The sequence below is a fragment of the Nocardia sp. NPDC050408 genome, from assembly GCF_044458905.1.
In the GTDB taxonomy this organism is placed as follows: Bacteria; Actinomycetota; Actinomycetes; order Mycobacteriales; family Mycobacteriaceae; genus Nocardia.
In genome coordinates, this window is the sequence record NZ_JBITIL010000007.1 from 91,987 (window position 1) to 116,827 (window position 24,841).

The following is a 24,841-nucleotide window of genomic DNA, read 5'->3' on the forward strand; positions in this document are numbered from 1 at the left end:
CACGCAGGCGGGTGCATACGGCTGTGCAATGTTGTCGTGCAAACAGGGTGTGAATAACCCCTCATACACATATAGCCAACGGGGAGATTGTACTTCTCCCCGTTGGCCGGTCTGTCGACTACCCGAGGTAGCCGGTGTGTCGAAGGATCAGCGACGCAGACCCAGGCGCTCGATCAGCGAACGGTAGCGGTGGATGTCCTTGTCGGCGAGGTACTTCGACAGGCGCTTGCGACGACCGATCAGCGCCATCAGGCCGTGGCGGGTGTGGTGGTCGTGCTTGTGCTTCTTCAGGTGCTCGGTGATGTCGGCGATCCGCTTGGACAGCAGCGCGATCTGCGCCTCCGGGGAACCGGTGTCCTTCTCGTGCACGCCGTACTCGGCCAGAATGGCCGACTTCTGCTCGGTGGTCAGCGCCATGGGGCATCCACTCCTATATCTCAGTTCCGCGCTCGAGGATTCCGGTTACCCGGTGGGCGCCACCGCGGACCGCAGCAAACCCGAGGAGCCACCTTACCCGACACCCCCGCGCCGAACCGAATCCGGTCAGGAGTCGGCGGCGGTGAGGACCTTGCGGGAGTTCTCGACGTCGCGGGCCATCGCCTCGAGGAGTTCGTCGATGGAATCGAATTTGCGCATACCGCGCAGATGCTCGACGAAATCCACCGCGACGTGCTGGCCGTACAGATCGGCCTCACTGTCGAGTACGTAGGCCTCGACGGTGCGGGCGCGCCCGGAGAAGGTCGGGTTGGTGCCGATAGAGATCGCGGCCATCGCGCGCTCCCCCGGTGTCACGGTGCCGATGGTAGGGCCGGGACCGAGCACGGTGAACCAGCCCGCGTATACGCCGTCGGCCGGAATGGCGGCATACATGGGCGGCGCGATATTCGCGGTCGGGAAGCCGAGCTCGCGGCCGCGGCCGTCGCCGTGCACGACCACACCCTCCACCCGGTGCGGACGACCGAGCGCCTCGGCGGCCGCGGCCATATCACCCGCGTCGACGCAGGCGCGGATGTAGGTGGAGGAGAAGGTGACCGCATGCTCGACGAGCAGTCTCACGCCGTCGACCTCGAAGCCGAAGCGCCCACCCAGCTCGCGCATGGTCTCGATGGTGCCCGCGGCCTTCTTACCGAAGGTGAAGTTGTCACCGACCACGACCTCGGTCACATGTAGCCGCTCGACCAGCAGATCGTGTACGTAACTCGCCGGGGTCAGCTTCATGAATTCTTGGGTGAAGGGCATGACGCAGAACACGTCGACGCCCAGTTCCTCGGCCAATTCCGCACGCCGGGTCAGCGTGGTCAACTGCGCCGGATGCGAGCCCGGGCGCACCACTTCCATCGGGTGCGGATCGAAGGTCATCAACACTGCCGGAACTCCCCGTGCGGCAGCGGACTTCACGGCCCTGCTGATCAGCTGCGCATGGCCGCGATGCACACCGTCGAATACGCCGATCGTGAGTACGCACCGCCCCCAGTCCGCGGGTACGTCATCGAGGCTTCGCCATCTCTGCACAGTCCGCAGCCTACGCAAAATGCGGGGGGAACAGTATTCGGAGGTGTCCATCCGCCCTCCGGGCCAGAGGCCTGTGTGTACATGGGGTGAATTGCTGGTTCAGGCGGGTGACGACAGCAACGGTGTGATCGCGCTCGAACTCGTCGAAACACCAGCCGCCCGCATCGGGTTCGCACGGTGGGGCCGACCGAGCACCGACGGCCCCGAGAGCGGCCCGGACCAGCCGAAACCGAGGGATCCGCAAGCAGGATCGAGGCTGTCGGACAACGGCACCGAGTGTTCAAGTGTCTAAATGTGTGAATCGGGAGTCCTATGCATAAGCTCGAAGATGTGCCCGGTAAACGAGACATCGCAACCCGACGCGAGCTGGCCGACACCGCAGCGCAGCCGACCGAGACCCCCGGCCCCCACGGCAGCACCGCGACGATTGCGCCGGAGCTCACCTCGGTCGCCCAGGACTATTTGAAAGTGATCTGGACCGCTCAGGAATGGTCACAGGAAAAGGTCTCGACGAAACTGCTCGCCGAACGGATCGGCGTCTCGGCTTCCACTGTCTCCGAGGCGGTACGTAAGCTCGCCGATCAAGGCCTTGTCGAACACGCTCGGTACGGCTCCATCACCCTCACCGAACACGGACGCCGCGCGGCGGTCGCCATGGTGCGCCGGCATCGGCTGATCGAGACGTTCCTCGTCAACGAACTCGGCTACGGCTGGGATGAGGTGCACGATGAGGCCGAGGTGCTCGAGCACGCGGTTTCGGAGTTGCTGATGGCGCGCATCGACGCGAAACTCGGCTATCCGGACCGGGATCCGCACGGCGATCCCATTCCCTCGGTCGACGGCGCGGTGCCGACGCCACCCGCCCGCCAGCTCAGCGATTTCCGCGCGGGCGAATCCGGCCATGTCGCACGGATTTCCGATGCCGATCCGGATATGTTGCGCTACTTCGATTCGGTCGGCATCGCCCTCGATACACCGATCGTTGTGGTGGAACGCCGAGACTTCGCGGGCACCATCGCGATTCGCATCGGGGACCGCACCATCGATCTCGGCCGCCCCGCCGCCGAAGCCATCTGGCTCAGCGACTGACTCGCGTGCCGGTGGTGACTAGTCGTCACCACCGCACGCCGCCGCGGCCACCGCGTCCGCGGCAAGAACAAACGCCGATATCCCCCTATCGCGCCGTTGGGCTCGGAGTTACCACAGGTCAAGCCCCATAGAAATGTCGCCGAGTCGAATCGGTCAGCGCGACAGGAAATTCAGCAGCGCACGGAATCGGATGGCGACAGGTCTCCGCCGCCGCAAGCAGTGATTCGGCGGGCTTGTCGATCAGCCCAGCGCCGACATGGCGGATCAGGGATTCGAGTTGCCCACTTCCCTTCGTCGCACTGTCTACCGCGCCCCGTGTACGGATCGCCTGCCAGTTGACGCATAGCCACCGACTACCTCACATAGGGCACACCCTGTGCGAGGTAGTCATCCGATATGCGACATGGGTCAGCCAGCGGCGGGCACGCGGTCAGCGGTGAAGGCGGTGCGCTTTTCCTGGGCGGCGGCTAGCCAGAAGAAGATCGGAGGGAGGGCGAATTCTATTGCGGTTAGGACGATTTGGAACCAGTGCGGCCAGCCGTAGACGGCGACCGAGATCAAGCGGGCGATGCCGCTCAGTAGGAAGATTCCGGCGAGCCAGCGCACCGCGAGTGCGGAGATCGGATTTTGGCGGGCTGCCCAGATCCAGGCGAGGCCGTAGCCGAGGAAGATGCCGCCGAAGAAGCGAGTCTGACTGTCGGCGGTGACGCCGGAGGATCCCATATCGGGGATGCCGTCGATTCCGGCGGCCATGTGGAATATGCCGATACCAACGATGACAACGCCCATCGCCATGGACAGCCATTTGAGTGCCACGGTCATGAATTCCTCCCTTCACTAGTAGACGTATGTCTACTAAGATCGACCCTACGACTCTTAGTAGACAAACGTCAACTAGGCTTGCAGGGGTGACCCGCCGCCGCCTCGCCCCCGACGAACGCCGTCGACTGCTGCTGGAAGCGGGCGCGAAACTGTTCGCCGAACGCGCCTACGATGCGGTGCTGATGGAGGATGTCGCGGCTGCGGCCGGTGTTTCGCGCGCCCTGCTCTACCGCCACTTCCCGACCAAACGCGATCTCTTCGCGGGCGTCTACCAGCTGGCCGCGGATCGCCTGCTGGTCGCGACGAAACTCGAGACCGAAACCCCGCTGCCCGAACAGCTGGCGGCCGGACTCGACGAGCACTTCGACTATTTCGAGGCCAATGCCAATACGGTGGTGGCCGCCAACCGCCTGCTCGCGGGCGATCCGACGATCCAGGCGATCATCTCGGGCGAACTCGGCGAACTCCGGGTGCGTCTGCTCGACAGCATGGGCGTCGAAGGCCAACTCCGCGAGCTCACCTCATCGGTGCTGATGAGCTGGCTGACTTTTGTCCGGGTGCTATCGGTCGACTGGCTGGAAAACCGCACCTGCACCCGCGTCGAACTCCGCGATATCTGCGTCGGCGCGCTGCTCGGCGCGCTGGAGCCGCTTGGCGCGGTTAGAGATTCGACGGACGCACGACCATGACCGAGGCCGCGCGATTACCGCTCTCCTGCAATAGCGCGATGGCGCGCCCGAACGGGTCGATGGCGGCGTAGACGCCGGATATTCCGACCGGCTCGAGCCAGCGGCCGTTGCGCAGGTCATCGGCCTGTTTGTCATCGATATCGCGGTGTGGGAACGCGGTTCGGATGGCGTCGTCGATATCCAGACTCAGCGGTGCTTCCTCGGATTCGGCCAATTCGTCGAGGGTTCTGGCGTGCTCGAGGGTGAACGGGCCGACCCTGGTGCGCCGCAACGCGGTCAGATGGCCACCGACGCCGAGTGCGGCGCCCAGATCGCGCGCAAGGGCACGAATGTAGGTGCCGGACGAACATTCGACGACCACGTCCAGATCGACGAACTCCGAAATATCCCGGCGGGCAAGGATATCGAAGCGCGAGACGGTCACCGGGCGAGCGGCCAGCTGCACCTCTTCACCGGCCCGATGCCGGGCATAGGCGCGTTCGCCATTCACCTTGATGGCACTGACCGTGGCGGGCACCTGCTCGATATCGCCGGTCAATTTCGCGGCGTGCGAGGCGATTTCGGCGTCGGCAAGATGGGTGGCCGATGCGGTCGAGAGCACTTCACCCTCGGCATCGTCGGTGGTGGTGGCCTGGCCGAGCCGGATGGTCGCGGTATAGGCCTTGGTGGTCAGGGTGAGCAGGCCGAGCAATTTGGTGGCGCGTTCGACACCGAGCACCAGTACGCCGGTGGCCATCGGATCGAGTGTGCCGGCATGTCCGATCTTCTTGGTGCGCAATAGTTTTCGACATTTCGCGACGACGTCGTGGCTGGTCCAGCCGCCGTCCTTGTCGACGATCAGCAGACCACCGAGTGCGTCGATCCGCGCGTCGGCCATCAGTCGTGCACGATCGCGGTCAGGATGAGTCCGTCGCCGATCATCCAGCGGCCGTCGAAGGAAATCAGCGGCGCGCCACCGTCGGTGACCTGTCCGGGTACCAGGATCTGGCTGTGGAAGGTGCCCGAACCCGCGCCGTCGGAGCTTTCGTCGATGGTGAAGGTGATGTGGGCGTCCTCGAAGCCGAGCCAGCGCGCGGTCAGTGGCCACCACGCCTTGTAGGTGGCTTCCTTCGCACAGAACAGCAGACGGTCCAGGTGCAGGCCGGAGCGGTCGACCCGCGCCAACCAGTCCCGCTCGGGGGGCAGGCTCACCGAATCCAGCACGCCCTCGGGCAGGGTGCCGTGCGGTTCGGCGTCGATACCGATCGAGCGGAACCGCAGTTTGTGGCCCAAGGCCGCCGCCCGGTAGCCGTCACAGTGCGTCAGGCTGCCGACGATGCCACGCGGCCACACCGGCGCACCCCGCTCACCCTTGCCGATCGCGACCGGCGCCTCACCCAGTTCCGCCAACGCCAGCCGGGCGCAGTGCCGAGCACCGATGAAGTCCCGGCGGCGCTTGTCCACCGACTTCTCGATGAGGTGCGCCTCGGCCGGATGCGGTCGCAGATCCTCCGGATACTCCAAGAGTTCTGCCGAAGCCACGCCGGCGGGAAGAATTTTCTCGATCAGCTCGTCCGCCTCCCCGCACCTTCGGGCCAGACTCGTGTGCCACGCGAGCAGCGTCGGCGTCCGGCGGTCAGGGGGCAAGTGAATTTGCCCGTACCCGACGAGTTACCCATGTACACACCAAATCAGTAGTTGCCCCGCGAATCAAATTGCCGCCGCTATGCCGGACAGGGTCAAACGCCGCGACGACGCTCGGCTTTGGCGCGCATCTCAGCGGCTGCGGCCTCCATCTCGGGAGTGACCTCGAAGTGGCCGCCCCACTTGTTCAGCGAGCCCGGCGGATAATCCGGAGTCGGGAGGATTTGACGCAGCAACTGGTCCGGCAGTCCGCGGCGCTGCCATTCGCGGGGGTAGCCGAGCGACACCTCTTCGAAGCGCACGCCGTCGTAGTAGGAGGTGCGCGGGATGTGCAGGTGGCCGTAGACCGAGCAGACCACGTTATAGCTGGTGTGCCAGTCGGCGGTCAGATCGGTGCCGCACCAGAGCGCGAATTCCGGGTACCACAGCACCTCGGTGGGCTGGCGGACCAGCGGGAAGTGATTGATCATCACGATCGGCGTTTCGGGTGGCAGCGCGTCGAGCTTCCGTTTGGTGACTTGGACGCGGGCGTGACACCAGGCATCCCGGGTCAGGTAAGGATCCGGTGACAGCAGGAATTCGTCGGTGGCCACCACATTTCGTTCCCGGGCCAGGGCGAGCCCCTCGGCCTTCGTTTTGGTGCCCTTGGGCAGGAACGAATAGTCGTAGAGCAGGAACATCGGAACCAGCGTCACCTGACCGCCGTACTGCTCCGACCCCGCGCCGGTCCACACTGGGAACGGATCCTCCGGTGTGATGACATCGAGGTCTCGGCAGATCGACACCAGGTAGTCGTAGCGCGCGACACCGTGCATCTGCACCGGATCCTTCGCCGTGGTCCACAATTCGTGGTTGCCCGGCACCCAGATCACCTTGGCGAAGCGGCCGCGCAACAGCTCCAGCGCCCAGCGAATATCGTCGGACTTCTCCCCGACGTCCCCGGCCACGATGAGCCAGTCCTCGGGCGAATCCGCCCGAATCTGCTCGACGACCGGACGATTCCCCTGGTGCCCGACATGGATGTCGCTCACCGCCATCAACTTGGGTATCACCACACCTACATTGGCATATCCGTTCGCGTTGCCGCCGTTCGGCTCGATGATCATGGCGCTAACGGCCGCGTTCGTACGGCCGGTCCGGAGCCTCGATCCGCTGGTAGTCGGTGACGGCGAGGGTGGGCGTGTGATCCGGATCCCGCTGGGCGCTACCGGTTTCGACGACTCCCCGGACCTCTAGCCAGGCATCGTCCTCGACCACCTCCGGCATGCCCGACAGGTGCACCAGTACATACCGCGCGTCAGCGACACAGCAGGTGATGACCACCCGCGCGAGATCCGCATCGGGCGCATCCGGATGCTGCTGCTCGAGATCTTCGGGCCGAATAATGAACCCACTGATCGTGACCTCACGACCGTCCAGCGAGTGACTGGAGTCCTGAAGCGCCCGATCCACCAGATCCACGATCGGCAAGCGCGGCGCGGGCTCGGCAGGCAGCGGCGGAAAAGCCCACAGTTTCGGCTGCTCAGCGGCGACGTCGCGCGGCACGACTTGAACGGGCGAACTGGTTACCGCCGCGCCCGCGCCCAGCGCGGGTGGTGCGATGAGCAAGAGCGCGGCGACCGGCGCGAGCAACAGCCATTGCGCGCGGTCGGACCCGTGACCGTGGTCGCCATGCCCGAACGGTTCCTGGTGGCCCCGTGCGTTGGTGTGGCCCTGGGCGTTGGTGGGGCCCTGGGCGTTGGTGGGGCTCAGTGCGTTGGTGTGGCTCTGGGCATCGTCACTGCCGAATGCACCCTCGAGCATGTCACCACGGCCGAACGTGTGCTCGCGGCCGGCCACGGCACTGCGGCCGTCCATGTCGGCGGGGCCATCCACACTGCCCTGGCTGAGCATGCTCACGTGGTCCGGCGCAGCGCCGCTGTGACCGAATGTGCCCTCGTGACCGACCACGTCACTGCGGACGCACCCGCTGGCATGGCCCAGTGCATCGTCACCGCCGAGCATGTCGTTGAGCCGGCGTGTGTCGATGTGCCTGAGCACCGCACTGTGGCCGTGCATGTCGGTGTGGTCGTCGGATGCGGTGCCGCGGCGGATATCCCGAATGCGAATCCGGAATCACACCAATCGACGGCGCGGACCGCACGCGGCATTATCGAGGTCCCGACGGTCCGGCAGCAGATTCACTGCATCTCGGTATCCACGGCACGCGGACCGACCTCGGCTATCCGAGCCAGCGGATCCGCGCAGTCGGTGCGAAAACCGCGGCGACCGTGAGCTTTCCGTTCGGTTCGCGGCGACAGGATGCGATGGCGACGTGACACGGTCGCGGGATATCGGATGGGATCCGGACGCCGCCGTCGATTTCGTACCGCATATTGGTGACCTTCCAGGAGCGGGCCTGGGGGTCGTCCGGGGTGGTCGGCGGTTGGTCGGGCCGCACGACGGCCATGACTTCGGTGACGCCGATGGGCCAAGTGAAGACCAGTAGCCCCGCTTGATCGGCCAGTCCGGTCACGGTCGGGATGCCACTCGGCGACGGATCGACCTGCGATTGTTCTTGTCTGCCTTGCGGTTTCGCGACCGGGCCGGTATCGGATCGGGTGATCTCGGAGTACCTGCCCGCGACGGCAGCGGCCACCGCGTACACCGGGTGCCCCACGGTGGGTGCACCACCGTCCTCGAGTTCGGTCGCCTGTGTGCGGCCGAGCACACGCCAGGATCCGTCCGGCTGCAATCTGGTCACCCGATATGCGACGTTATCCGTCGATGTCGGCGACCACGCCACGAGCACCGACCCATTCGCCAATCGGGTGGCCTCGACCCGCTGCGGAGCCTCGATCGGCGACTCCGCGAGCGCAGCGAGCACACCGCCGTGATCGGTGCATACCTCGACCGCGGCGAGCAGTCCGCGCATTCTGGCATCGGCCGGTCCGGCTTGTGCCTCGGCGAAGAGCCGGTCCGCTTCGGCGATCGCGTCCCGGGCTTCGGACAGCAACTGGTCGATACTGGGCACCTGGTTCAGCGGCAACAGATCGGACGCGGTGCGACGCACCTGTTCCAGATGCGGCAGCGCCTCGAAATACCGCTTTGCCGCACGCGCGGCCGTCGCCTCGCGCCAGTGGGCCTGCGCCTGGTTCAGTACCCGCTCGACCTCATCGGATACCGAACGAATCGGCGTGAGCCCTTCCCCATCGGGGCCGACCAGCCGGTGCGCCTCCTCGACATGCCGCGCGGCTTCGTGTGGCCGTCCCCCGCGCAGCGCCGCCCGAGCAGCCTTGAGCGGTGCTTCCCAGTTTCTGGGCGCAGGTGGTTGCGATATGTGTTGCGGCACCGCTATAGGCGGCGAATTTGCCACTCGTGCACCGAGTTCCGCGGTAATCTCGGTGAGCAACCGGGTGGCGTCGGACCGATCGAGACCCAACCGCATCGCCTCGTCGAGCAGGTATCGGAAGTCGTCGCCGACGAGTTGGTCCTCGACCAGCACCGCCGCTCTGACCTTCGGTCGCAATTCCTTGGCGACATCCTCGGCCACTGACCGCAGATATTCCCGCAGCGTCGCCTCGTCCGATTCGAGTACATCCTGGATGTGAATCAGCAACTCGTCCAACACAACTCGGACACGTCCGGGTGGCAGCTCGCGGGACCGCGCGCGCAAAGCCTCGGCGCGCAATCGAATCTCCTGGGTCTGACCGGCTTTCGCCGGATCCACCCGCAGCAACGCGAAAAGCGTCGGCGTCGGATCACCGTCGATGAGCCGTTCCCATTCGCTGAGCAACTGCCGAATCTGTTGTCTGCGTTGGTCGGTGAGAACTCCGACGGGCGTGGGAGCATCCTCGATGACCCGATGCCTGCGCAATCGAGTCGCGACCTCGCCGGCACTGAGCCCACCCATCGCGCCGATCTCCTCCAGCCCGGGCACCTTCCGGGCCGGAACCCCACCGTGCCGCTGTACCAATCGCGAGATCGCCGCATCGAGCATCTCGTAGCGGTCCGCATCCCGCCGCTCGCGCATCTCCCGGATCCGCCCCGCTTCCACGCGACGCACCGCCGAATCCAGCAGCACCCGAGACAGCTTGGGATGCTCATCGACCAGCAGACCCACGAGCACCCGGTATTTCGGATGATCACGCTGGCGCTGCCAGAAACCCCAGACCTCCTCGACCCGCGCGGCGATCTCGGCATCGCTCAGCGACTCCGCCTCGTCCAGCGGAATGTCGTAGAGCTCGAACGGATCCGATTCCTCGAGCCCGCCGCGGCGCTCGACATCAGCGAGTACCCGCTTGCGATAGTCGTTCGGGTTGAACGCCTCCATGGTCCCGGCTCAGCTGTCGCGGCGGCGGGTGCGCTGGACCTGATCGAGTTCGCGCGCCACATCCGCTTGCGACAGGGTCGCGCCGGTCTGAGCGGTCAGGACCAATGGAATATCGGCGTCGATGTGGTGGCAGGTGACGCGCAGGACGCCGTCGAAGCCCATCTCGAAGGTAACCCGCACCTCGCTGCCCTCGGGATAGCCTGCGGGGATGCCGCGAATGCGGCCTTCCACCAGCACCTTCGTATCCTCGGGTCGCGCCGATGCCGCCTGGCCCTGCTGTTCCACGATGGTCAGCGCGATCTCGTCCTGATCCGCGCGCACGGTACCGAAGGAACGACGCACCTTCACCGGCAGAGTCGAATTGCGATGCACCAACCAGGTCGCCGCCAGCCCGGACTTGTAGTCGAGCGCGAGCACACCGAAACCGCGCGCGACAACGGTATCGACCTGGATTTCGAGCATCCGACGTACCAGCCCGACCGGCTGTCCGAAGGAAGCGGCGACGCGGGCGATCGCTTGGTCCAGATCGGCTGGGGCGGCGTCCTCGATATGCGCGCCATCGCGCAGTCGGCCGCGCGTGGTGAGGTCGGCGAGGACGAGACGTTCCATCTCCAGCTTTTCGCCGTAGAGCGCCGCGCCGCGCGCCACCGAGAGGTCGGGATCGCGCAGTTCGCCGGCGAGGCCGAGCTCCTTGCGCAATTCGCGCTCCACCATCGGCATGCGCGAGGAGCCGCCGACGAGCAGCAGGCGGTCGACGGATGCGACGCCGCGCTTGCTCGCCGCAGCCAGGCAGTCGCGGGTCAGGTCGATGGTGCGGCGCATGAGTGAGGCGGTCATCGCGTCGACTTCGTCGCGTGTCAGCGGGATCACCGCGCGGGCGCCGTCGTGGGCGATCACCACGTCGGTGCGCTCGGCATCGGTCAGCTCGCGCTTGGCACGTTCGGCGGCCAGCACCACCATCTGCGAACCCGCCGAATCGTCCAGCGGGTCTTCGGCATCCGGATTCGCCTCACAGAACTTCTGCGAAAGATACAGCGCGATGCGTTCATCCCAGTCAGCGCCGCCGAGTTGGTGATCACCCTCGACCGCGAGCACCGAAATGCGGCGGTCGGCGAGTTCGATGACGGTGGCGTCGAAGGTGCCGCCGCCCAGGTCGTAGACGAGAACGGTCTCGCGCAGGCCCGGCTCGCCGACGTCCACACTGCCGTCGAGTCTGCCGAACCCATAGGAGAGCGCCGCAGCAATCGGCTCGGAGAGCACACCGGCGACATCGAAGCCCGCATACGTGCCCGCCTGGATGGTCGCGCGCCGCTCCTCATCACCGAAGTAGGCGGGTACGGTGATGACCGCGCGTTTCACCGGCTCCGCACCGCTGAATTCGGCATCCGCGGCAAGGCTTTTCAGGATCAGCGCCGAAACCGCGGGCGCGGACCAAGTTTGTCCGTGCGCGGCGAAACGCCAATCCTTATCGCCCATCCGCCGTTTCACCAGTGCGCACACATGCTCCGGATCGAGGCGGGCCTGCCGCCGAGCACCCTCGCCCACCAGATGATCGAACGCCGACGCGAACAAGACTACCGACGGCACCGTCGCCTCGCCGTTCAAACCGATCATGACTTCGGGCCGACCATCGGCGTCTATCCGCGCGATCGCCGAATTCGTCGTACCAAGGTCGATGCCGTAGACCCCCATGAGACGCGATGGTAGCAGCCAGCTCCGACACCAGCCCAGTTACCGACAGCGGATCCCGATGCCGCCCAAAACAATCGATGCTCCCCCGCGAACTCGCGTTAAAGTGCGAGCATGACCGACCCCGTCGCGCCGCACCCCGAGGACCCGACCACCCTCGCCGCGCGGCAGGTCGAGACCCCGATCGCGCCGCAGACCGATTACCCGGCGAACTCCCACCCGCCACAGCTCGAACACACCGACCCGCTCGCCCAACTAACGGAACGTATCGAAGACCTCACCCGAGTCATCGCCCGCCAAGCCACCACTATCGATCGCCTGGCCGACGAGGCCAAGGCACGCGACCGCCGGGATCGCGCTGGCGCCGACCTCCCGCTCGTCGTGGAACTCTTCGCTCTCCATACCGACACCACCGCGTGCGCCACGACCGCCGAATCCCCGCGCGAGCGTGCAGCATTCGAAGCCATCGCCACCCGCATCGAACGGCTCATCGTCGGCCGCGGCGGCACACTGGTCACCCCACAGCGTGGCGACGCCTTCGACTCACTCACCATGGAAGCGGCGGACGTTGCGAAGATCGACGATCCAGCCCTGGATCGCACGGTGGCATCCGTCGTCCAAACCGGCCTGACTGTCTCCGGACGCTCGGTCCGCCCGGCAGGCGTGGTCGTTCACCGACACCGCTGACCACGTGCCGCACCACCGCACCCAGATTCACCCGGTGGGAGTGGTCGTCCGCAGGCACCGCTAAGGGTTGGCCGCCCGTCGAGCATGATGCGTGGTTCTTCACCGACCCCACTGACGACCTGCCGTCCGCCGAGCGCGGAGTTCGCCCCGAAAACCTGCGCGGCATGCGAAACCGTGCACGAGCTAAGCCTTGACGCGCGGGATTTCCGTGCCGACTCGGGCCCAGCGGCCGGATTCCGCGCGCCAGACTACGGCGATAAGGCGTAGGAGCATGAAGGCTACGAGGCCGGTCCAGATGCCTGCTATGCCCCAGTCGAAGACGAGGGAGAGCCAGATGGCGGGGAGGAAGCCGAGGAGCGCGGCGCCGAGCGTGGTATTGCGGAGGTAGGCGGCGTCGCCCGCACCGAGGAGGACGCCGTCGAGGGCGAAGACAATGCCTGCGATCGGGATGATGGCGACGAAGAACCACCAGGCAACGTGGGTGCGGTCGAGGACGGCCGGATCGTCGGTGAAGAGTTCGGGGATGACGGTGGCGCCTGCCGCGAAGGCCGCCGCCAGCACCAGCGCGAATCCGCCCGACCAGCGGGTGATGCGGCGCGCCAGACCGCGCGCACCGGTGGCGTCGCCCGCGCCGAGTGCCGCACCGACCAGCGTTTGGGCGGCGATGGCCAGCGAGTCCAGAGTCAGCGCGAGGAAATTCCAGAGCTGCAGGACCAGCTGGTGTGCGGCCACCGATGCCGCACCGAATCGGGAGGCGACGGCCGCGGCCGAGACGAAGCTGGCTTGGAAGGCGAGGCTGCGGGCGATCAGATCGCGACCGAGTACCAGTTGCGCCCGCATCACCGACCAGTGCGGAGTCAGCGGAACACGTGCGCGCACCAGCGCGGTCAGGAACAGCCCGGCCGTCACGAACTGGCCCACCGCGTTGGCGACCGCCGAACCGGCCAACTCCAGCCGCGGCGCACCCAGTAACCCGTGCACCAGCGTCGGGCACAACACTCCCGAAACCAGCAGTCCCGCGACAACGAACAGTAGCGGCCGACGTGTCTCCTGCACCCCGCGCAACCACCCGTTACCCGCCATGGCGATCAGAATCAGCGGCACCCCGAACAACGCGATCCGCACCCAGCCAAACGCCTCCCCCGCGATATCCCCACCACCCGCGATCACATTGGTCAGCGGAACCGCAATCGCCTGCCCCACAACAAGAACCAGCGTCCCGACGATCACGGCGACCCAGGTCGCCTGCACACCTTCCCCGATCGCACCGCGCTCATCCCCCGCTCCGTGCCGCCGCGCCGCCCGCGCCGTCGTCCCATACGACAGGAACGTCAGCTGGGAACTGACCTGCGCCAGAATCAATCCGCCGACCGCGAGCCCGGCCAATGCCAATGCCCCGAGCCGACCCACAACAGCCAGGTCGAACAGCAGATAGATGGGCTCGGCCACCAGCACACCCAAGGTCGGTAAGGTGAGTCCGAGAATCCTTCGCGGCCCCACCGCGCCGATCTGATCCGACGCGACCTCGCTGACCTCCGAACTCACCCGAGTTCAGCCAACAGAGCCGCGACGACCGATTCGGACGTGCCGTTGGTCGTGTACCCGGCCGCGAACCGATGCCCACCACCGCCCAAAGACGTTGCGACAGTAGCCACATCGACACCATCCTGCGCGCCCGGCGCGCTGTCGCGCGACCGCAGCGAAACCGTCCACCGATCCGGAATCGTGCGAGACTCCTTGAACACCGCGGCGACCCCGGCCTCGGAGGTGGTGCGGACGATATCGACCACACTCTCCACCTCTTCCGAGCGCACACCATCGACATCCTCGCGCCGCACAACGGCATACACCAGTCCGGTCCCACCCCCGGCCTGCGGCTCCAACCGAGCCGAGCCGAGCACCCGCGACAACATCGGCAACCAGCCGAACGGATGCGTATCCATCAGCGAGCGGGTGATTTCGGCACCGTCGATGCCGGTGGCCAACAGCCGTTCGGCCAGGTGATGGGTGCCGGGCCGCACCCAGCGGAAGGATCCGGTATCGGTAACCAAACCGGCGTAAAGGCAATGTGCCACTTCGGCATCGATCGGCTCCTGCCAGGTATCGAGCAGCCGCGCGATCAGACTCGTCGTCGATTCCGCACTCGCATCGATCACATTGATCGTCCCGAACCGGGTGTTGGAGCGGTGATGGTCGAACACCAAAGTCGTTGCGGCCCCGGCCAATCGATCGGCAAGCGCACCAAGCCGACCGGCACTGCCACAGTCCACGGAAACCAGCAGATCCACCTCGGCGGGTACATCCGCGGGCGGCACCAGATAATGCACACCGGGCAGCGTCCGCATCGTGGCGGGCAGTTCGGCGGGTTCGGCGAACGACACCCATACCGGGATACCGCGCCGATGCAACACCAATGCCAGGGCGAGCCCACTGCCGATAGTGTCGGCATCGGGCTGCACATGACACAGGATGGTGACCGAACTGGCCGCGCTCAATGCCGCAACGGCCGGTCCGAAATCGACCGGATCGACAGCGACCCCCCTACCCGGGTCGACGGGCATCGTCGTCATGGTCTACCGCACGTCACTCGTCGGATTCGCGTTCGACCTTGTACGGGTCGGCTTCGCCGGCGTGGGTGGCGGTCGCCGCCACCTTGGCGACCGCGTCGTCGGCGGCCCGCGCCCTGGCCAGTAGCTCTTCCATATCCCGTGCCGCATCGGGCACCTTGTCCAGCACGAACGCCAACGTCGGGGTGAATTTCACGCCGGTGCCTGCGCCCACCTTCGAGCGCAGCACACCCTTCGCCTTCTCCAGACCGGCGGCCGCGGCCGCGTAATCCGGTTCCACGTCGAGGGTTTCGCCCATCACCGTGTAGTACACCGTCGCCTCGCGTAGATCGCCGGTGACCTTCGCATCGGTAACGGTCACGAAATTCAGACGCGGATCCTTCACCTCGTACTCGATCGCGGTCGCCACGATCGCGGAAATCCGCTTGGCGAGTCGGCGTGCCCTGGCTTGATCCACCATGGCTGAACCCTCCTCACTACTGCTGTGTTCATTTTGCGGGCGGGACCGGGGCCCTGCGTGGTTACGCAAGCTACCGCCTCCGAGCCCGTCGTTCCCGCCGCGGATCAGTCTTCGGGTCCGAAGATCCTGCGGCGCACTGCCAGCAACTCTAACTCCGGACGAGCCGCGACGTGACGCTCACATTTGTCGAGTACCTCGGTCAGGTGATCCATACCGGAACTGACCATGGCAACTCCGAGCAATGAGCGACGGTGGCGGTCTTGTTCCCCACCCTCGGCGGCACTCACGCCGAAGCGCTGCAATTCGGCCAGCACGGGCCGAATCACCGAACGCTTCTGCTTCAGCGAGTGCACATCTCCGAGCAGGACGTCGAACTCCAGTGCACCCAGGTACACCCAAGCCTCCTGTTTCGGTGCCTACGAAAAGACTGTCTCGGTGGTCCGGCCCGGTGTTGCTGGGCCGGACCACCGACGCACAATCTCAGTCGCGCGGCTTCTCGCGCAGCTCGTAGGCCTCGATCACGTCGCCTTCCTTGATATCGTTGTAGGTCAACGTCATACCGCATTCGAAGCCCTCGCGGACCTCGGTGACGTCGTCCTTCTCCCGCTTCAAGGTGGAGATCGTGACCGTCTCCGCGACCACCACGTTGTCGCGGAGCAGGCGCGCCTTGGCGTTGCGCTTGACCGAACCCGAGGTGACCATGCAGCCGGCGATATTGCCGATCTTCGACGACCGGAAGATCGCGCGGATCTCCGCCCGGCCCAGCTCGACCTCTTCGTAGATCGGCTTGAGCATGCCCTTGAGGGCCTTCTCGATCTCGTCGATGGCCTGGTAGATCACCGAGTAGTACCGGATGTCCACACCTTCGCGGTTGGCCAGCTCGGTCGCCTTGCCCTCGGCCCGAACGTTGAACCCGATGATGATCGCGTTCGACGCCGACGCCAGGTTGACGTTGGTCTCGGTGACACCACCGACACCGCGGTCGATGACCCGCAGGCGCACCTCGTCGTCGATCTCGATACCGAGCAGCGCCTCCTCGAGGGCCTCGACGGTACCGGAGTTGTCGCCCTTGAGGATCAGGTTGAGCTCCGAAGTCTCCTTCAGCGCGGCATCCAGATCTTCCAGGCTGATCCGCTTGCGAGTGCGTGCGGCCAGTGCGTTGCGTTTGCGCGCATTGCGCCGGTCGGCGATCTGGCGAGCGATCCGGTCCTCATCGACGACGAGCAGGTTGTCACCCGCGCCGGGTACCGACGTGAAGCCGATGACCTGAACGGGACGCGACGGCAGCGCCGCGGCGACATCGTCGCCGTGCTCGTCGACCATGCGGCGGACACGACCGTAGGCATCGCCGGCGACGATCGAGTCGCCGACCCGCAGCGTGCCGCGCTGGATCAGCACGGTCGCCACCGGGCCACGGCCGCGGTCGAGGTGCGCCTCGATGGCAACACCCTGCGCGTCCATATCCGGGTTGGCCCGCAGGTCCAGCGCCGCGTCCGCAGTCAGCAGCACGGCCTCGAGCAGCTGCTCGATATTGGTGCCCTGCTTGGCGGAGATGTCGACGAACATGGTGTCGCCACCGTATTCCTCGGCAACCAGGTTGTATTCGGTCAGCTGCTGCCGGATCTTGTCCGGGTTCGCGCCTTCCTTGTCAATCTTGTTGACCGCGACCACGATCGGCACATCGGCCGCCTGCGCGTGGTTGATCGCCTCCACCGTCTGCGGCATGACGCCGTCGTCGGCGGCGACCACCAGGATCGCGATATCGGTGGCCTTCGCACCACGGGCACGCATGGCGGTGAACGCCTCGTGACCCGGGGTGTCGATGAAGGTGATGAGCCGGTCGTTATCGCCCAGATGGGTGAGCACCTGGTAGGCGCCGATGTGCTGGGTAATGCCACCGGCCTCGCCCTCACGGACGTTGGCCTTACGGATCGTGTCGAGCAGTCGGGTCTTACCGTGGTCGACGTGACCCATGACGGTCACCACCGGCGGACGCTGCTCGAGATCCTCTTCGCCGCCCTCGTCCTCACCGTAGGTCAGGTCGAACGATTCCAGCAGCTCGCGGTCCTCGTCCTCGGGGCTGACCACATGCACGACGTAGTTCATCTCGCTGCCGAGCAGCTCGAGGGTCTCGTCGTTCACCGATTGGGTCGCGGTGACCATCTCACCGAGGTTGAACAGGGCTTGCACCAAGGCAGCCGGGTTCGCATCGATCTTCTCCGCGAAGTCCGACAGGGAGGCGCCGCGGGCGAGTCGGATGATCTCGCCGTTGCCGCGCGGCAGCCGCACGCCGCCGATGGCGGGCGCTTGCATGCTTTCGTATTCTGCGCGCTTTGCCCGCTTCGACTTACGGCCACGACGCGGGGCGCCACCGGGACGTCCGAACGCACCGGCCGCACCGCCGCGGCCACCGGGACCACCGGGACGGCCACCGCCGCCACCGGGACGACCACGGAAACCACCGGCCGCGGGAGCACCGGCACCGGCACCGGGCGCACCCGTGCCGCCGCCACCCTGGCCGCCGCGGTAGCCACCGCCACCGCCGCCACCGGGACGACCGCCACCACCGGGGGCACCGCCGGGACGACCTGGACGGCCCGCACCGGCACCGCCGCCCGGACCCGGACGGGCCGAACGCGCGGGCATGGCACCGGGGTTCGGGCGCGGCGGCATCGAGCCGGGGCTCGGCCGCGGCCCACCGGGACGCGGACCGCCCTGGCCCGGAGACGGACGCCGCTCGCCCTGAGTGCCACCCGGGCGGGGGCCGCCCTGGGCCGGACCCGGACGCGGACCCTGGCCGGGACCCGGGCGGGGTCCACCCTGGCTGGGGGCCGGACGCGGCGCGGGACGCTCACGATCGGGTGCGGAAGAGAAGGGGTTATTGCCGACGCGCGGTGTCTTCGGACCCGGCTTCGGACCGCCGGGGCGTGGGCCGCCCTGCGTCGGTGCGCCGGACCGCTGCTGCTGACCGGGACGTGCGCCACCCGGAGTCGGACGCGGTCCACCCTGAGTCGGAGCGCCCGGCGCCGGGGCGGCCTTGGCGGCCGGAGCCGCCGGGGTCTCCTGGACCGGGGCGGTGTCCCGTGGGGCGGGCTTGGCCGCCGGACCGGGACGCGCGGCCGGGGCGGGCCGGGCCGCATCGGACGGACGGGCAGCCGGAGCCGCTGTATCGCGAGCTGCCGGAGCGACCGTCTCACGGGCGGCCGGAGCAGCCGTCGGGGTTGCCGCCTGCGCGGTCTGCGCGGGCTGCGGGGTCTGCGGGGTCTGCGGGGTACGTGGACCAGGACGCGGACCGCCGCCTGCGGCGGGTTTCGCGGCCGGAGTGCTCGACGGTGCGGAACCCGGGCGCGCCCCGGACTTCGCTGCGCCGTTCGCCGGGGCGGACTTGCCTGCCACCGACTCGCGCAGTCGACGTGCGACGGGTGCTTCCACCGTCGAGGACGCCGACTTCACGAACTCGCCCTGCTCCTTGAGCGTTGCGAGTAGTTCTTTGCTCGTGACACCGAGTTCTTTAGCCAACTCGTGCACGCGGGCCTTGCCTGCCACTGCTCTCCTCACTGAGAGGTCGAGCAGTGCCTCCGCCTAGGTAAGGCGGGCCCGCACGACCTCGGGTTATCTCCGATGGACGTTCATCGTTGGTGCTTCACGGTGTGCTCATGAGTGCTCGTGCCTGTTCTCGAGGTACTTCTCCAGGGCTGAGATATCCAGTTGTCCGGACACTCGTAGTGCTCTGCCGAATGCTCGGCGTCGTTCTGCAGTGCGCAAACAAACCGAAACGGGGTGCAGCCAGGCACCCCGTCCGGGAAGTCTGCGCCACGGATCGGGAACTATCGCAACAACCTCGGAACCGTCACCGGTCTCACAGTCCTGCGCCACGATCCGTAACAGATCGACGGCCAACTCGTGCTTCCGACACCCGATACACGTCCGCACCGGAGCCGCTCGGCGTCGGTGCGCCGGGACTTGCTCGGTTGTGCGTTCGAACAAAGGAACCGAAGGCTCGCGTTGAACCTGAGACCACTCTACCGCTGTCCCGCTCGGAACACCGAACCCCGCCCCCGTCGAAGTTACGAACCTGTCATCCGATGGGCTCGATTCGCGGGAATCGGTCAACTCCGATGTGCCTCCGTCCGCACACTGCCACTGCCCGCATCCGGGGTGGCATCGCTGCGGATATCGATCCGCCAACCGGTCAGGCGGGCCGCTAACCTGGCGTTCTGCCCTTCCTTACCGATCGCGAGCGAGAGCTGGAAGTCGGGGACGACCACGCGAGCGGCGCGGGCTTCGGGATCCACGATCGTGACCGATACAACTTTCGAGGGCGAGAGTGCATTCCCGACGAAGGTCGCCGGATCATCCGCGAAATCGATGATGTCGATCTTCTCCCCCGCCAGTTCGCTCATCACATTGCGCACGCGCTGACCCATCGGGCCGATGCACGCGCCCTTGGCATTGACACCGGGCACGGTGGTGCGCACCGCGATCTTGGAGCGGTGTCCGGCCTCGCGGGCGACCGCGACGATCTCCACCGAACCATCGGCGATCTCGGGCACCTCGAGTGCGAACAGTCGGCGCACCAGATTCGGATGGGTGCGCGAGAGGGTGATCTGCGGGCCCCGCGCGCCACGGGAGACACCGACGACGTAACACTTGATCCGGTCGCCGTGCTCATAACTCTCGCCGGGCACCTGCTCGGCGGACGGGATCAACCCCTCGGTGCCGTGCAGTTCGCTGCCGATGCGCACCACGACGGTGCCGCGGGCATTGGCGCGGGCATCGCGCTGCACCACACCGCCGACGATGTCGCCCTCATGGGTGGAGAATTCGCCGAAGGACTTCTCGTTCTCGGCATCACGCAGCCGCTGCAGCACCACCTGGCGCGCGGTGGTCGCCGCGATCCGGCCGAAACCCTCTGGGGTGTCGTCCCATTCGGAGATGACATTGCCGTCGGCGTCGAGTTCGCGCGCCATCACCCGGACTACGCCGGTCTTCTGGTTGATATCGATGCGCGCGTTGGGCTGGTGGCCCTCGGTGTGGCGGTAGGCCGTGAGCAGGGCCGACTCGATCGCGGAGATCACGGTCTCGATCGAGATCCCTTTATCGGCGACAATCGCGCGCAGGGCTTCGATTTCGATGTTCATTCCACGATCCCTTCGGTCGGCGAATCGGACGCTTCTAATGATTCGGTTGGTACATCGGTTGTTCCTCGGACATCGACGGTGGGGTCCACCGCTTCCTCTTGGCCCGGCCGCGGACGGCCGGGCGCGACTCCGCCCGCGAGTTCCAGTTCCCGCGCGCCGGGTGGGTTGAATTCCACCTGCACGACAGCCTCTGCGATATCGGTCAGCGGAATCGTCACCCGGTGCGGCTTGTTCTTCCCGCCGAGCACCAGCGCCACCGTGTCTTCGGTGAGCACACCGACCCTGGCCTCGAACTTGTCCGATGACTTCGGATCCGGCGATGGCGCGCCGGTCCGTAGTTTGATCCGCACCTTGCGCCCCTGGGCGCGACGCCAGTGGCGATCGGCGGTGAGCGGGCGGTCGATGCCGGGGGTGGTCACTTCCAGCAGATAGGGCGTCTCGCCGAAATCGCCCGCGTTGTCGAGGGCTTCGGAGAGTTCGGTGCTCAGGTCGGCAATGGTGTCGAGATCGGAAGCGGCATCGCTGTCGACGATCACCTTCACCCGAACCTGGGCATCCACATGCTTGCCCGCCGTCGAGATCTCGACACCCTCGAGGTCGAATCCTCGGCGCTCGACGAGTCCAGCAACGAGCTGGCTCACCCTTTCCTCGGTCGGCATGGGCATGTGGGGCGGCTCCTGGTTCAGTTGTCAGACGGCGGGAAATTTCTCTACCGGAGATCTAGCGTAACGCGCCTCGAGAGTGTAAAGGACCAGCGGCCTCGAGCAAGTTTCCTGGCCACGCGCCCGCGACGCGGCGCGGCGGGCGTCGCGCCGACCGCACGGCAGACGCTCGGTCGGCCGTGCCACGCGAATCTGGCACGATGGTGCCGTGCCAATCCGCCTCCCCGCCCCGCCGCGCGCCGGGTGCACTTCCGGCATCCCCATCGACCGGCATCAATCCCAGCACGGCAGCGCCGGCGGCGGTCGCACCGGCATCCTCGACCGCCGCACCGCACTGCGGCTGGCCGGCGGCACCACCGTGGGTGTGCTAGCCGTCGGCGCGGTGGCCGGATGCACGGATAAGACGGTGTATCAGCCCGATCCGCTTGCCGCACAAGAGATCCTGGCCCGCGCCGATGCCGCGGCCGCGACGGCGGCGATCGCGGTGACGCCGCAGCGACATGCCGAATTGACCGTGATCGCGGACCAACGCACCGCACACGCGGATGCGCTGCGCGCCGAAATCAACCGTGTGATCGGCGTTTACGGTGACGGCACCACTCCGACCCACCGCACCCGCGAAGTCACCCCGCCCGCTTCCGGCACTTCCCCCGCGGCATCGGGCGCATCCGTATCGCCCAGCACGCCGCCGAGCATCGACGAGTTGCGCACGCGGCTGGCTAAGTCGCAGCAGTCCGCGGGTGATCTTGCTCGCACCCAATCCGGTTATCGCGCGGGGCTATTGGCCTCGATCAGCGCATCGTGCGCGGCGCAGGCGGGGGTGTTGCTGGCATGATTCGTGCCACCTCGACCCAACCTGTACGCCATGCGATGCGCACGGCTCAACACACCCAGACAGGGGTGCGCGCATGACCGAAGCCGAACGCCAAGCCCTGCTCGACGCGTTGCGCGCCGAATACGCGGCGGTGTACACCTACGGCGTGATCGCGGCCTACGCCTCCGCCGAGCGAACCCGCTTGGTCGCACAGGACACCGCCGCCCACCGTGCCCGCCGCGACACCACCATCGATGCGTTGAAGGCCGCCGGAGTCGCGGTGCCGCCGCCGGACGCGGCCTACACCACGCCGTTCCCGGTGAACGATCCGATCCCTGCGGCGAACTTGGCGGTCACGGTGGAAACCGACACCGCAGTCGCCTGGCGCGCGGTCGTAGAGAACGGCAGTTCAGAATCCCTGCGCCGGATGGGGGTTGACGCCCTCACCGAATGCGCCTTGCGCCTGGCCGCCTGGCAAGCCATCCTCGGCGCCAACCCACCGACCGTCGCCTTCCCAGGCAAGGCCTAACCGCCTCGCCGGGCATGCAACGCCGCGCACGGATTCGTCAGCGAATTCGTGCGCCCGCCAGTTGATGCCCGGCCCACCAGTTGATGCTCAGCACACCAATTGATGCCCGGCACACCAACTCACGCCTGGCACACCAACTCATGCCAGGCACACCAACTCATGCCAGGCACACCAACCCATGCCAGGCACACCAACCCACGCCAGGCACACCAACCCACGCCAGGCACACCAACCCACGCCAGGCACACCAACTCACGCCAGGCACGCAAAAAAACTTGCGCCAGGCACGCAAAACTTGCTCGGCGGTGGCCGAACCGTGCCCGGCACGCCAGTGTGTGAGCGGCGGCGGTCGGCGGGTGGCTACGCCCGCATTTCGTAAGCGCCGTCGTAGGCGGCGACTTCGGTCCAGACGCGGTCGAAACGGGGGCGGTCGGTGACCGGTGGGCGTAGCGCGGAGGCGGCCCACGCCTGCTGGTCGGGAGTGGCGGAGGGCTTGCCGTAGAGGGTGGTGGCGTGGCCGTTGAAGTCGCGGATCTGGAAGTCGAAGATCTGCTCGATGATGTCGCGATCCAGGCCGGTGATGGCGCCCTGCTCCAGGATCAGCTGGCCGTAGACCACCAGGGAGAACAGGTGGCCGATGGTCAGCATAAAGTCCAGGTCCTGCTGCTGGTCGGCATCGGGGGCGGCGGTGGTCAGCAGGGTGCGCAGGGCTTGGGCCTGTTCGTAGAAGCGCGCGACATTTGGCAGGTCGGCGTGCTTTTCGTACACCGGTGCCCAATCGGCGAACTGCACCTTGCCCGCGCCCCGGGCCGGCCCCTGCCGGAAGAAGAACTCGTCATCGGCCGCATCGAGGCGGGTGCCGATCTCCGGGTATTCCTTCGGATTGAACAGGTAGTTCGGCATGAATTTCAGGATCTGGCCGACATTGACGTGCACCGTGCCCTCGAGCCGGGGCAGCGTGCCGATATAGCGCGCGACCTGCGCGAAGTAGGTGTTCTTCTCGAATCCTTTGGCGGCGAGCACATCCAGCAGCAGCGTCATGACGGTCTCGCCCTCGGAGGTCACCTTGGACTTGGTCATCGGGTTGAACAGCAGGTAGCGGCGGTCCTCGAGGCTGGCGCTGCGGAAATAGTCGACGGCGCGGTCACTGAACAGCTTCATCGCGACGATGCGCGCGTACGCATCCACGAAATTCGTACGCACATGCGGGAATTCGGTGACGGCCTTGCCGTAGAGAATGCGGTTGTTGGAGTGCGTGATGGCCTCGTAGAACGAGTGCTCGACCATGCCGATGCTGCCGTGGCACAGGTTGAACTTGCCGACATTGACGGTGTTCAGCGCGGCGGAGAAGGCCTCGGGACCGGTGGACAGGATGTCGGCGGCGGTCACCGGGTAGTCGTGCAGCGCGAAGGTGCTGACATACAGCTGACCATGGATGACATTGTCGATGAGCTCGTAGTTGTCGTGGCGGCTGTCGGCGGCGAACCACACGTAGCCGTCCGCACCTTCGATATCGGCGCGGCGGGAGAAGACCGACACCATCGATGCGACATTGCCATTGCCGATGTAGTACTTGACGCCATTGGCGCGGAACAGGATTCCGGCCTCGGCATCCGCGCTGCCCGGTTCGGTCGGCGTCAGGATCAGGTCGGTGTTGTAGATGTCGGCACCGTGGTCGCGCTCGGACAAACCGAACGCCATCACCTGACCGTCGGCGAGATCGGCAGCCGCGCGCTTCTTGGCGTCTTCGTTATCGCTCTGCCAGATCGGGCCGAGGCCCAGGATGGTGACCTGTTCGGCGTACCAGTACGCGAGACCGTAGAAACCGAAGATCTCCGACAGCGCCGCATTGCGCGCACCGTCCCACCGCCGGTTCGCGTCACCGTCGGCGTAGGCGGCCGGGGTCAGGAAGGTCGCGAACAGGCGCTCCTTCTTGACGAACTCGAGGAAATCCGACACCCAGACCGCATCCGAGTCATCAGCCAGCAGCTGCCGTTTACCCCGCGACTCGAACCACTCGATGGTGGCCGCGAGCAGCCGCCGCGTCTCGGCGTCGAACTGCTTCGGGTCATAGCTGGTCGGGTTGAACAACAACGCGTCGGTGCTCGTCATGCCGCTAACTTACCAGCGGGTAACAGCAGCCAGAAGGGGGTCCGGGATTAACACGCGACACGAATCGTGCCTACGGAACCGTAGGTCGGACGATTCGAGAAGCCCGGTCCACTGGGCTCAGTCGACCGGGCTT

Annotated in this window: 23 protein-coding genes; 5 read left to right on the forward strand and 18 right to left on the reverse strand. The window is 66.5% G+C overall.

The genetic code is table 11. The annotated features are described in order from the left end of the window. Positions 1-147: 147 nt before the first annotated feature. Both rpsO and ACIBJI_RS22410 read right to left on the reverse strand, forming a co-directional pair. The gene (rpsO, locus tag ACIBJI_RS22405; RefSeq protein ID WP_327100954.1) at positions 148-417 is read right to left on the reverse strand and encodes a 30S ribosomal protein S15; all 270 of its coding nucleotides are present in this window, start codon (positions 415-417) and stop codon (positions 148-150) included. Between the two features lie 126 nt (positions 418-543). Beyond that, positions 544-1,512, reverse strand: a complete 969-nt coding sequence (locus ACIBJI_RS22410; protein WP_364341518.1) for a bifunctional riboflavin kinase/FAD synthetase — start codon at positions 1,510-1,512, stop codon at positions 544-546. Positions 1,513-1,824: 312 nt separating this feature from the next. Between ACIBJI_RS22410 and ACIBJI_RS22415 the strand changes: the two genes are divergently transcribed. Further along, positions 1,825-2,601 (forward strand): metal-dependent transcriptional regulator, encoded by a 777-nt coding sequence (locus tag ACIBJI_RS22415; protein WP_364341520.1) that lies wholly within the window; start codon positions 1,825-1,827, stop codon positions 2,599-2,601. A 408-nt stretch (positions 2,602-3,009) separates the two neighbouring features. Here ACIBJI_RS22415 and ACIBJI_RS22420 read toward each other — a convergent pair whose 3' ends face one another. Then, the gene (locus tag ACIBJI_RS22420) at positions 3,010-3,423 is read right to left on the reverse strand and encodes a DUF4345 domain-containing protein (RefSeq protein WP_364341522.1); all 414 of its coding nucleotides are present in this window, start codon (positions 3,421-3,423) and stop codon (positions 3,010-3,012) included. An 86-nt stretch (positions 3,424-3,509) separates the two neighbouring features. Here ACIBJI_RS22420 and ACIBJI_RS22425 point away from each other — a divergent pair, with 86 nt between their 5' ends. Further along, positions 3,510-4,112: a TetR/AcrR family transcriptional regulator gene (locus ACIBJI_RS22425; RefSeq protein WP_397085546.1), complete on the forward strand. Its 603-nt coding sequence runs from the start codon at positions 3,510-3,512 to the stop codon at positions 4,110-4,112. On the opposite strand, the gene truB is transcribed toward ACIBJI_RS22425, so the two are convergent. The 6 genes from truB to ACIBJI_RS22455 form a co-directional block, all read right to left on the reverse strand. After that, entirely contained in the window at positions 4,084-4,989 is a 906-nt protein-coding gene (gene truB / locus ACIBJI_RS22430) for a tRNA pseudouridine(55) synthase TruB (protein WP_396956053.1), read from the reverse strand. The two genes, ACIBJI_RS22425 and truB, sit on opposite strands and share 29 nt — an antisense overlap. Continuing rightward, complete coding sequence (gene npt / locus ACIBJI_RS22435) at positions 4,989-5,660, reverse strand: 4'-phosphopantetheinyl transferase Npt (RefSeq protein ID WP_364342014.1); 672 nt, start codon at positions 5,658-5,660, stop codon at positions 4,989-4,991. The genes truB and npt overlap by 1 nt, the downstream gene beginning before the upstream one ends. A gap of 170 nt (positions 5,661-5,830) precedes the next feature. Then, a complete protein-coding gene (locus tag ACIBJI_RS22440) occupies positions 5,831-6,787 on the reverse strand; it encodes a metallophosphoesterase (RefSeq protein WP_364342016.1) in 957 nt (318 codons plus the stop codon). Between the two features lie 58 nt (positions 6,788-6,845). Beyond that, entirely contained in the window at positions 6,846-7,793 is a 948-nt protein-coding gene (locus ACIBJI_RS22445) for a TIGR03943 family putative permease subunit (protein WP_397085548.1), read from the reverse strand. A 163-nt stretch (positions 7,794-7,956) separates the two neighbouring features. Further along, positions 7,957-10,047: an Ig-like domain repeat protein gene (locus ACIBJI_RS22450; RefSeq protein ID WP_397085551.1), complete on the reverse strand. Its 2,091-nt coding sequence runs from the start codon at positions 10,045-10,047 to the stop codon at positions 7,957-7,959. A 9-nt stretch (positions 10,048-10,056) separates the two neighbouring features. Then, positions 10,057-11,739, reverse strand: coding sequence for an Hsp70 family protein (locus ACIBJI_RS22455; protein ID WP_364341532.1), 1,683 nt, complete (start codon positions 11,737-11,739; stop codon positions 10,057-10,059). Positions 11,740-11,850: 111 nt separating this feature from the next. Between ACIBJI_RS22455 and grpE the strand changes: the two genes are divergently transcribed. Then, positions 11,851-12,423, forward strand: coding sequence for a nucleotide exchange factor GrpE (gene grpE, locus ACIBJI_RS22460; protein WP_364341534.1), 573 nt, complete (start codon positions 11,851-11,853; stop codon positions 12,421-12,423). 183 nt (positions 12,424-12,606) lie between these two features. Here grpE and ACIBJI_RS22465 read toward each other — a convergent pair whose 3' ends face one another. From ACIBJI_RS22465 to rimP, 8 genes are all read right to left on the reverse strand, one after another. After that, on the reverse strand, positions 12,607-13,968 hold the full coding sequence (locus ACIBJI_RS22465) for an MATE family efflux transporter (RefSeq protein WP_397085553.1): 1,362 nt from the start codon (positions 13,966-13,968) through the stop codon (positions 12,607-12,609). Next, positions 13,965-14,984 (reverse strand): bifunctional oligoribonuclease/PAP phosphatase NrnA, encoded by a 1,020-nt coding sequence (locus ACIBJI_RS22470; protein WP_397085555.1) that lies wholly within the window; start codon positions 14,982-14,984, stop codon positions 13,965-13,967. The genes ACIBJI_RS22465 and ACIBJI_RS22470 overlap by 4 nt, the downstream gene beginning before the upstream one ends. A gap of 22 nt (positions 14,985-15,006) precedes the next feature. Next, complete coding sequence (gene rbfA, locus ACIBJI_RS22475) at positions 15,007-15,450, reverse strand: 30S ribosome-binding factor RbfA (protein ID WP_364341538.1); 444 nt, start codon at positions 15,448-15,450, stop codon at positions 15,007-15,009. 104 nt (positions 15,451-15,554) lie between these two features. Beyond that, positions 15,555-15,845 (reverse strand): DUF503 domain-containing protein, encoded by a 291-nt coding sequence (locus ACIBJI_RS22480; RefSeq protein WP_396956059.1) that lies wholly within the window; start codon positions 15,843-15,845, stop codon positions 15,555-15,557. Between the two features lie 85 nt (positions 15,846-15,930). Then, positions 15,931-18,996: a translation initiation factor IF-2 gene (gene infB, locus ACIBJI_RS22485; RefSeq protein WP_397085557.1), complete on the reverse strand. Its 3,066-nt coding sequence runs from the start codon at positions 18,994-18,996 to the stop codon at positions 15,931-15,933. A 108-nt stretch (positions 18,997-19,104) separates the two neighbouring features. Next, positions 19,105-19,437 carry a YlxR family protein gene (locus ACIBJI_RS22490; RefSeq protein WP_396956061.1) on the reverse strand — a complete coding sequence of 111 codons (333 nt, stop codon included), beginning with the start codon at positions 19,435-19,437 and terminating at the stop codon, positions 19,105-19,107. A 122-nt stretch (positions 19,438-19,559) separates the two neighbouring features. Then, complete coding sequence (nusA, locus tag ACIBJI_RS22495) at positions 19,560-20,591, reverse strand: transcription termination factor NusA (protein ID WP_364341546.1); 1,032 nt, start codon at positions 20,589-20,591, stop codon at positions 19,560-19,562. Further along, positions 20,588-21,256 (reverse strand): ribosome maturation factor RimP, encoded by a 669-nt coding sequence (rimP, locus tag ACIBJI_RS22500; protein ID WP_364341548.1) that lies wholly within the window; start codon positions 21,254-21,256, stop codon positions 20,588-20,590. Before rimP ends, nusA begins: the two co-directional genes overlap by 4 nt. A 205-nt stretch (positions 21,257-21,461) precedes the next feature. Here rimP and ACIBJI_RS22505 point away from each other — a divergent pair, with 205 nt between their 5' ends. Then, positions 21,462-22,088: a hypothetical protein gene (locus ACIBJI_RS22505; RefSeq protein WP_364341550.1), complete on the forward strand. Its 627-nt coding sequence runs from the start codon at positions 21,462-21,464 to the stop codon at positions 22,086-22,088. Between the two features lie 73 nt (positions 22,089-22,161). After that, positions 22,162-22,596: a ferritin-like domain-containing protein gene (locus ACIBJI_RS22510; RefSeq protein WP_364341552.1), complete on the forward strand. Its 435-nt coding sequence runs from the start codon at positions 22,162-22,164 to the stop codon at positions 22,594-22,596. A 360-nt stretch (positions 22,597-22,956) separates the two neighbouring features. On the opposite strand, the gene ACIBJI_RS22515 is transcribed toward ACIBJI_RS22510, so the two are convergent. Next, positions 22,957-24,708, reverse strand: a complete 1,752-nt coding sequence (locus ACIBJI_RS22515; protein ID WP_364341554.1) for an acyl-CoA dehydrogenase family protein — start codon at positions 24,706-24,708, stop codon at positions 22,957-22,959. Between the last annotated feature and the right edge of the window lie 133 nt (positions 24,709-24,841).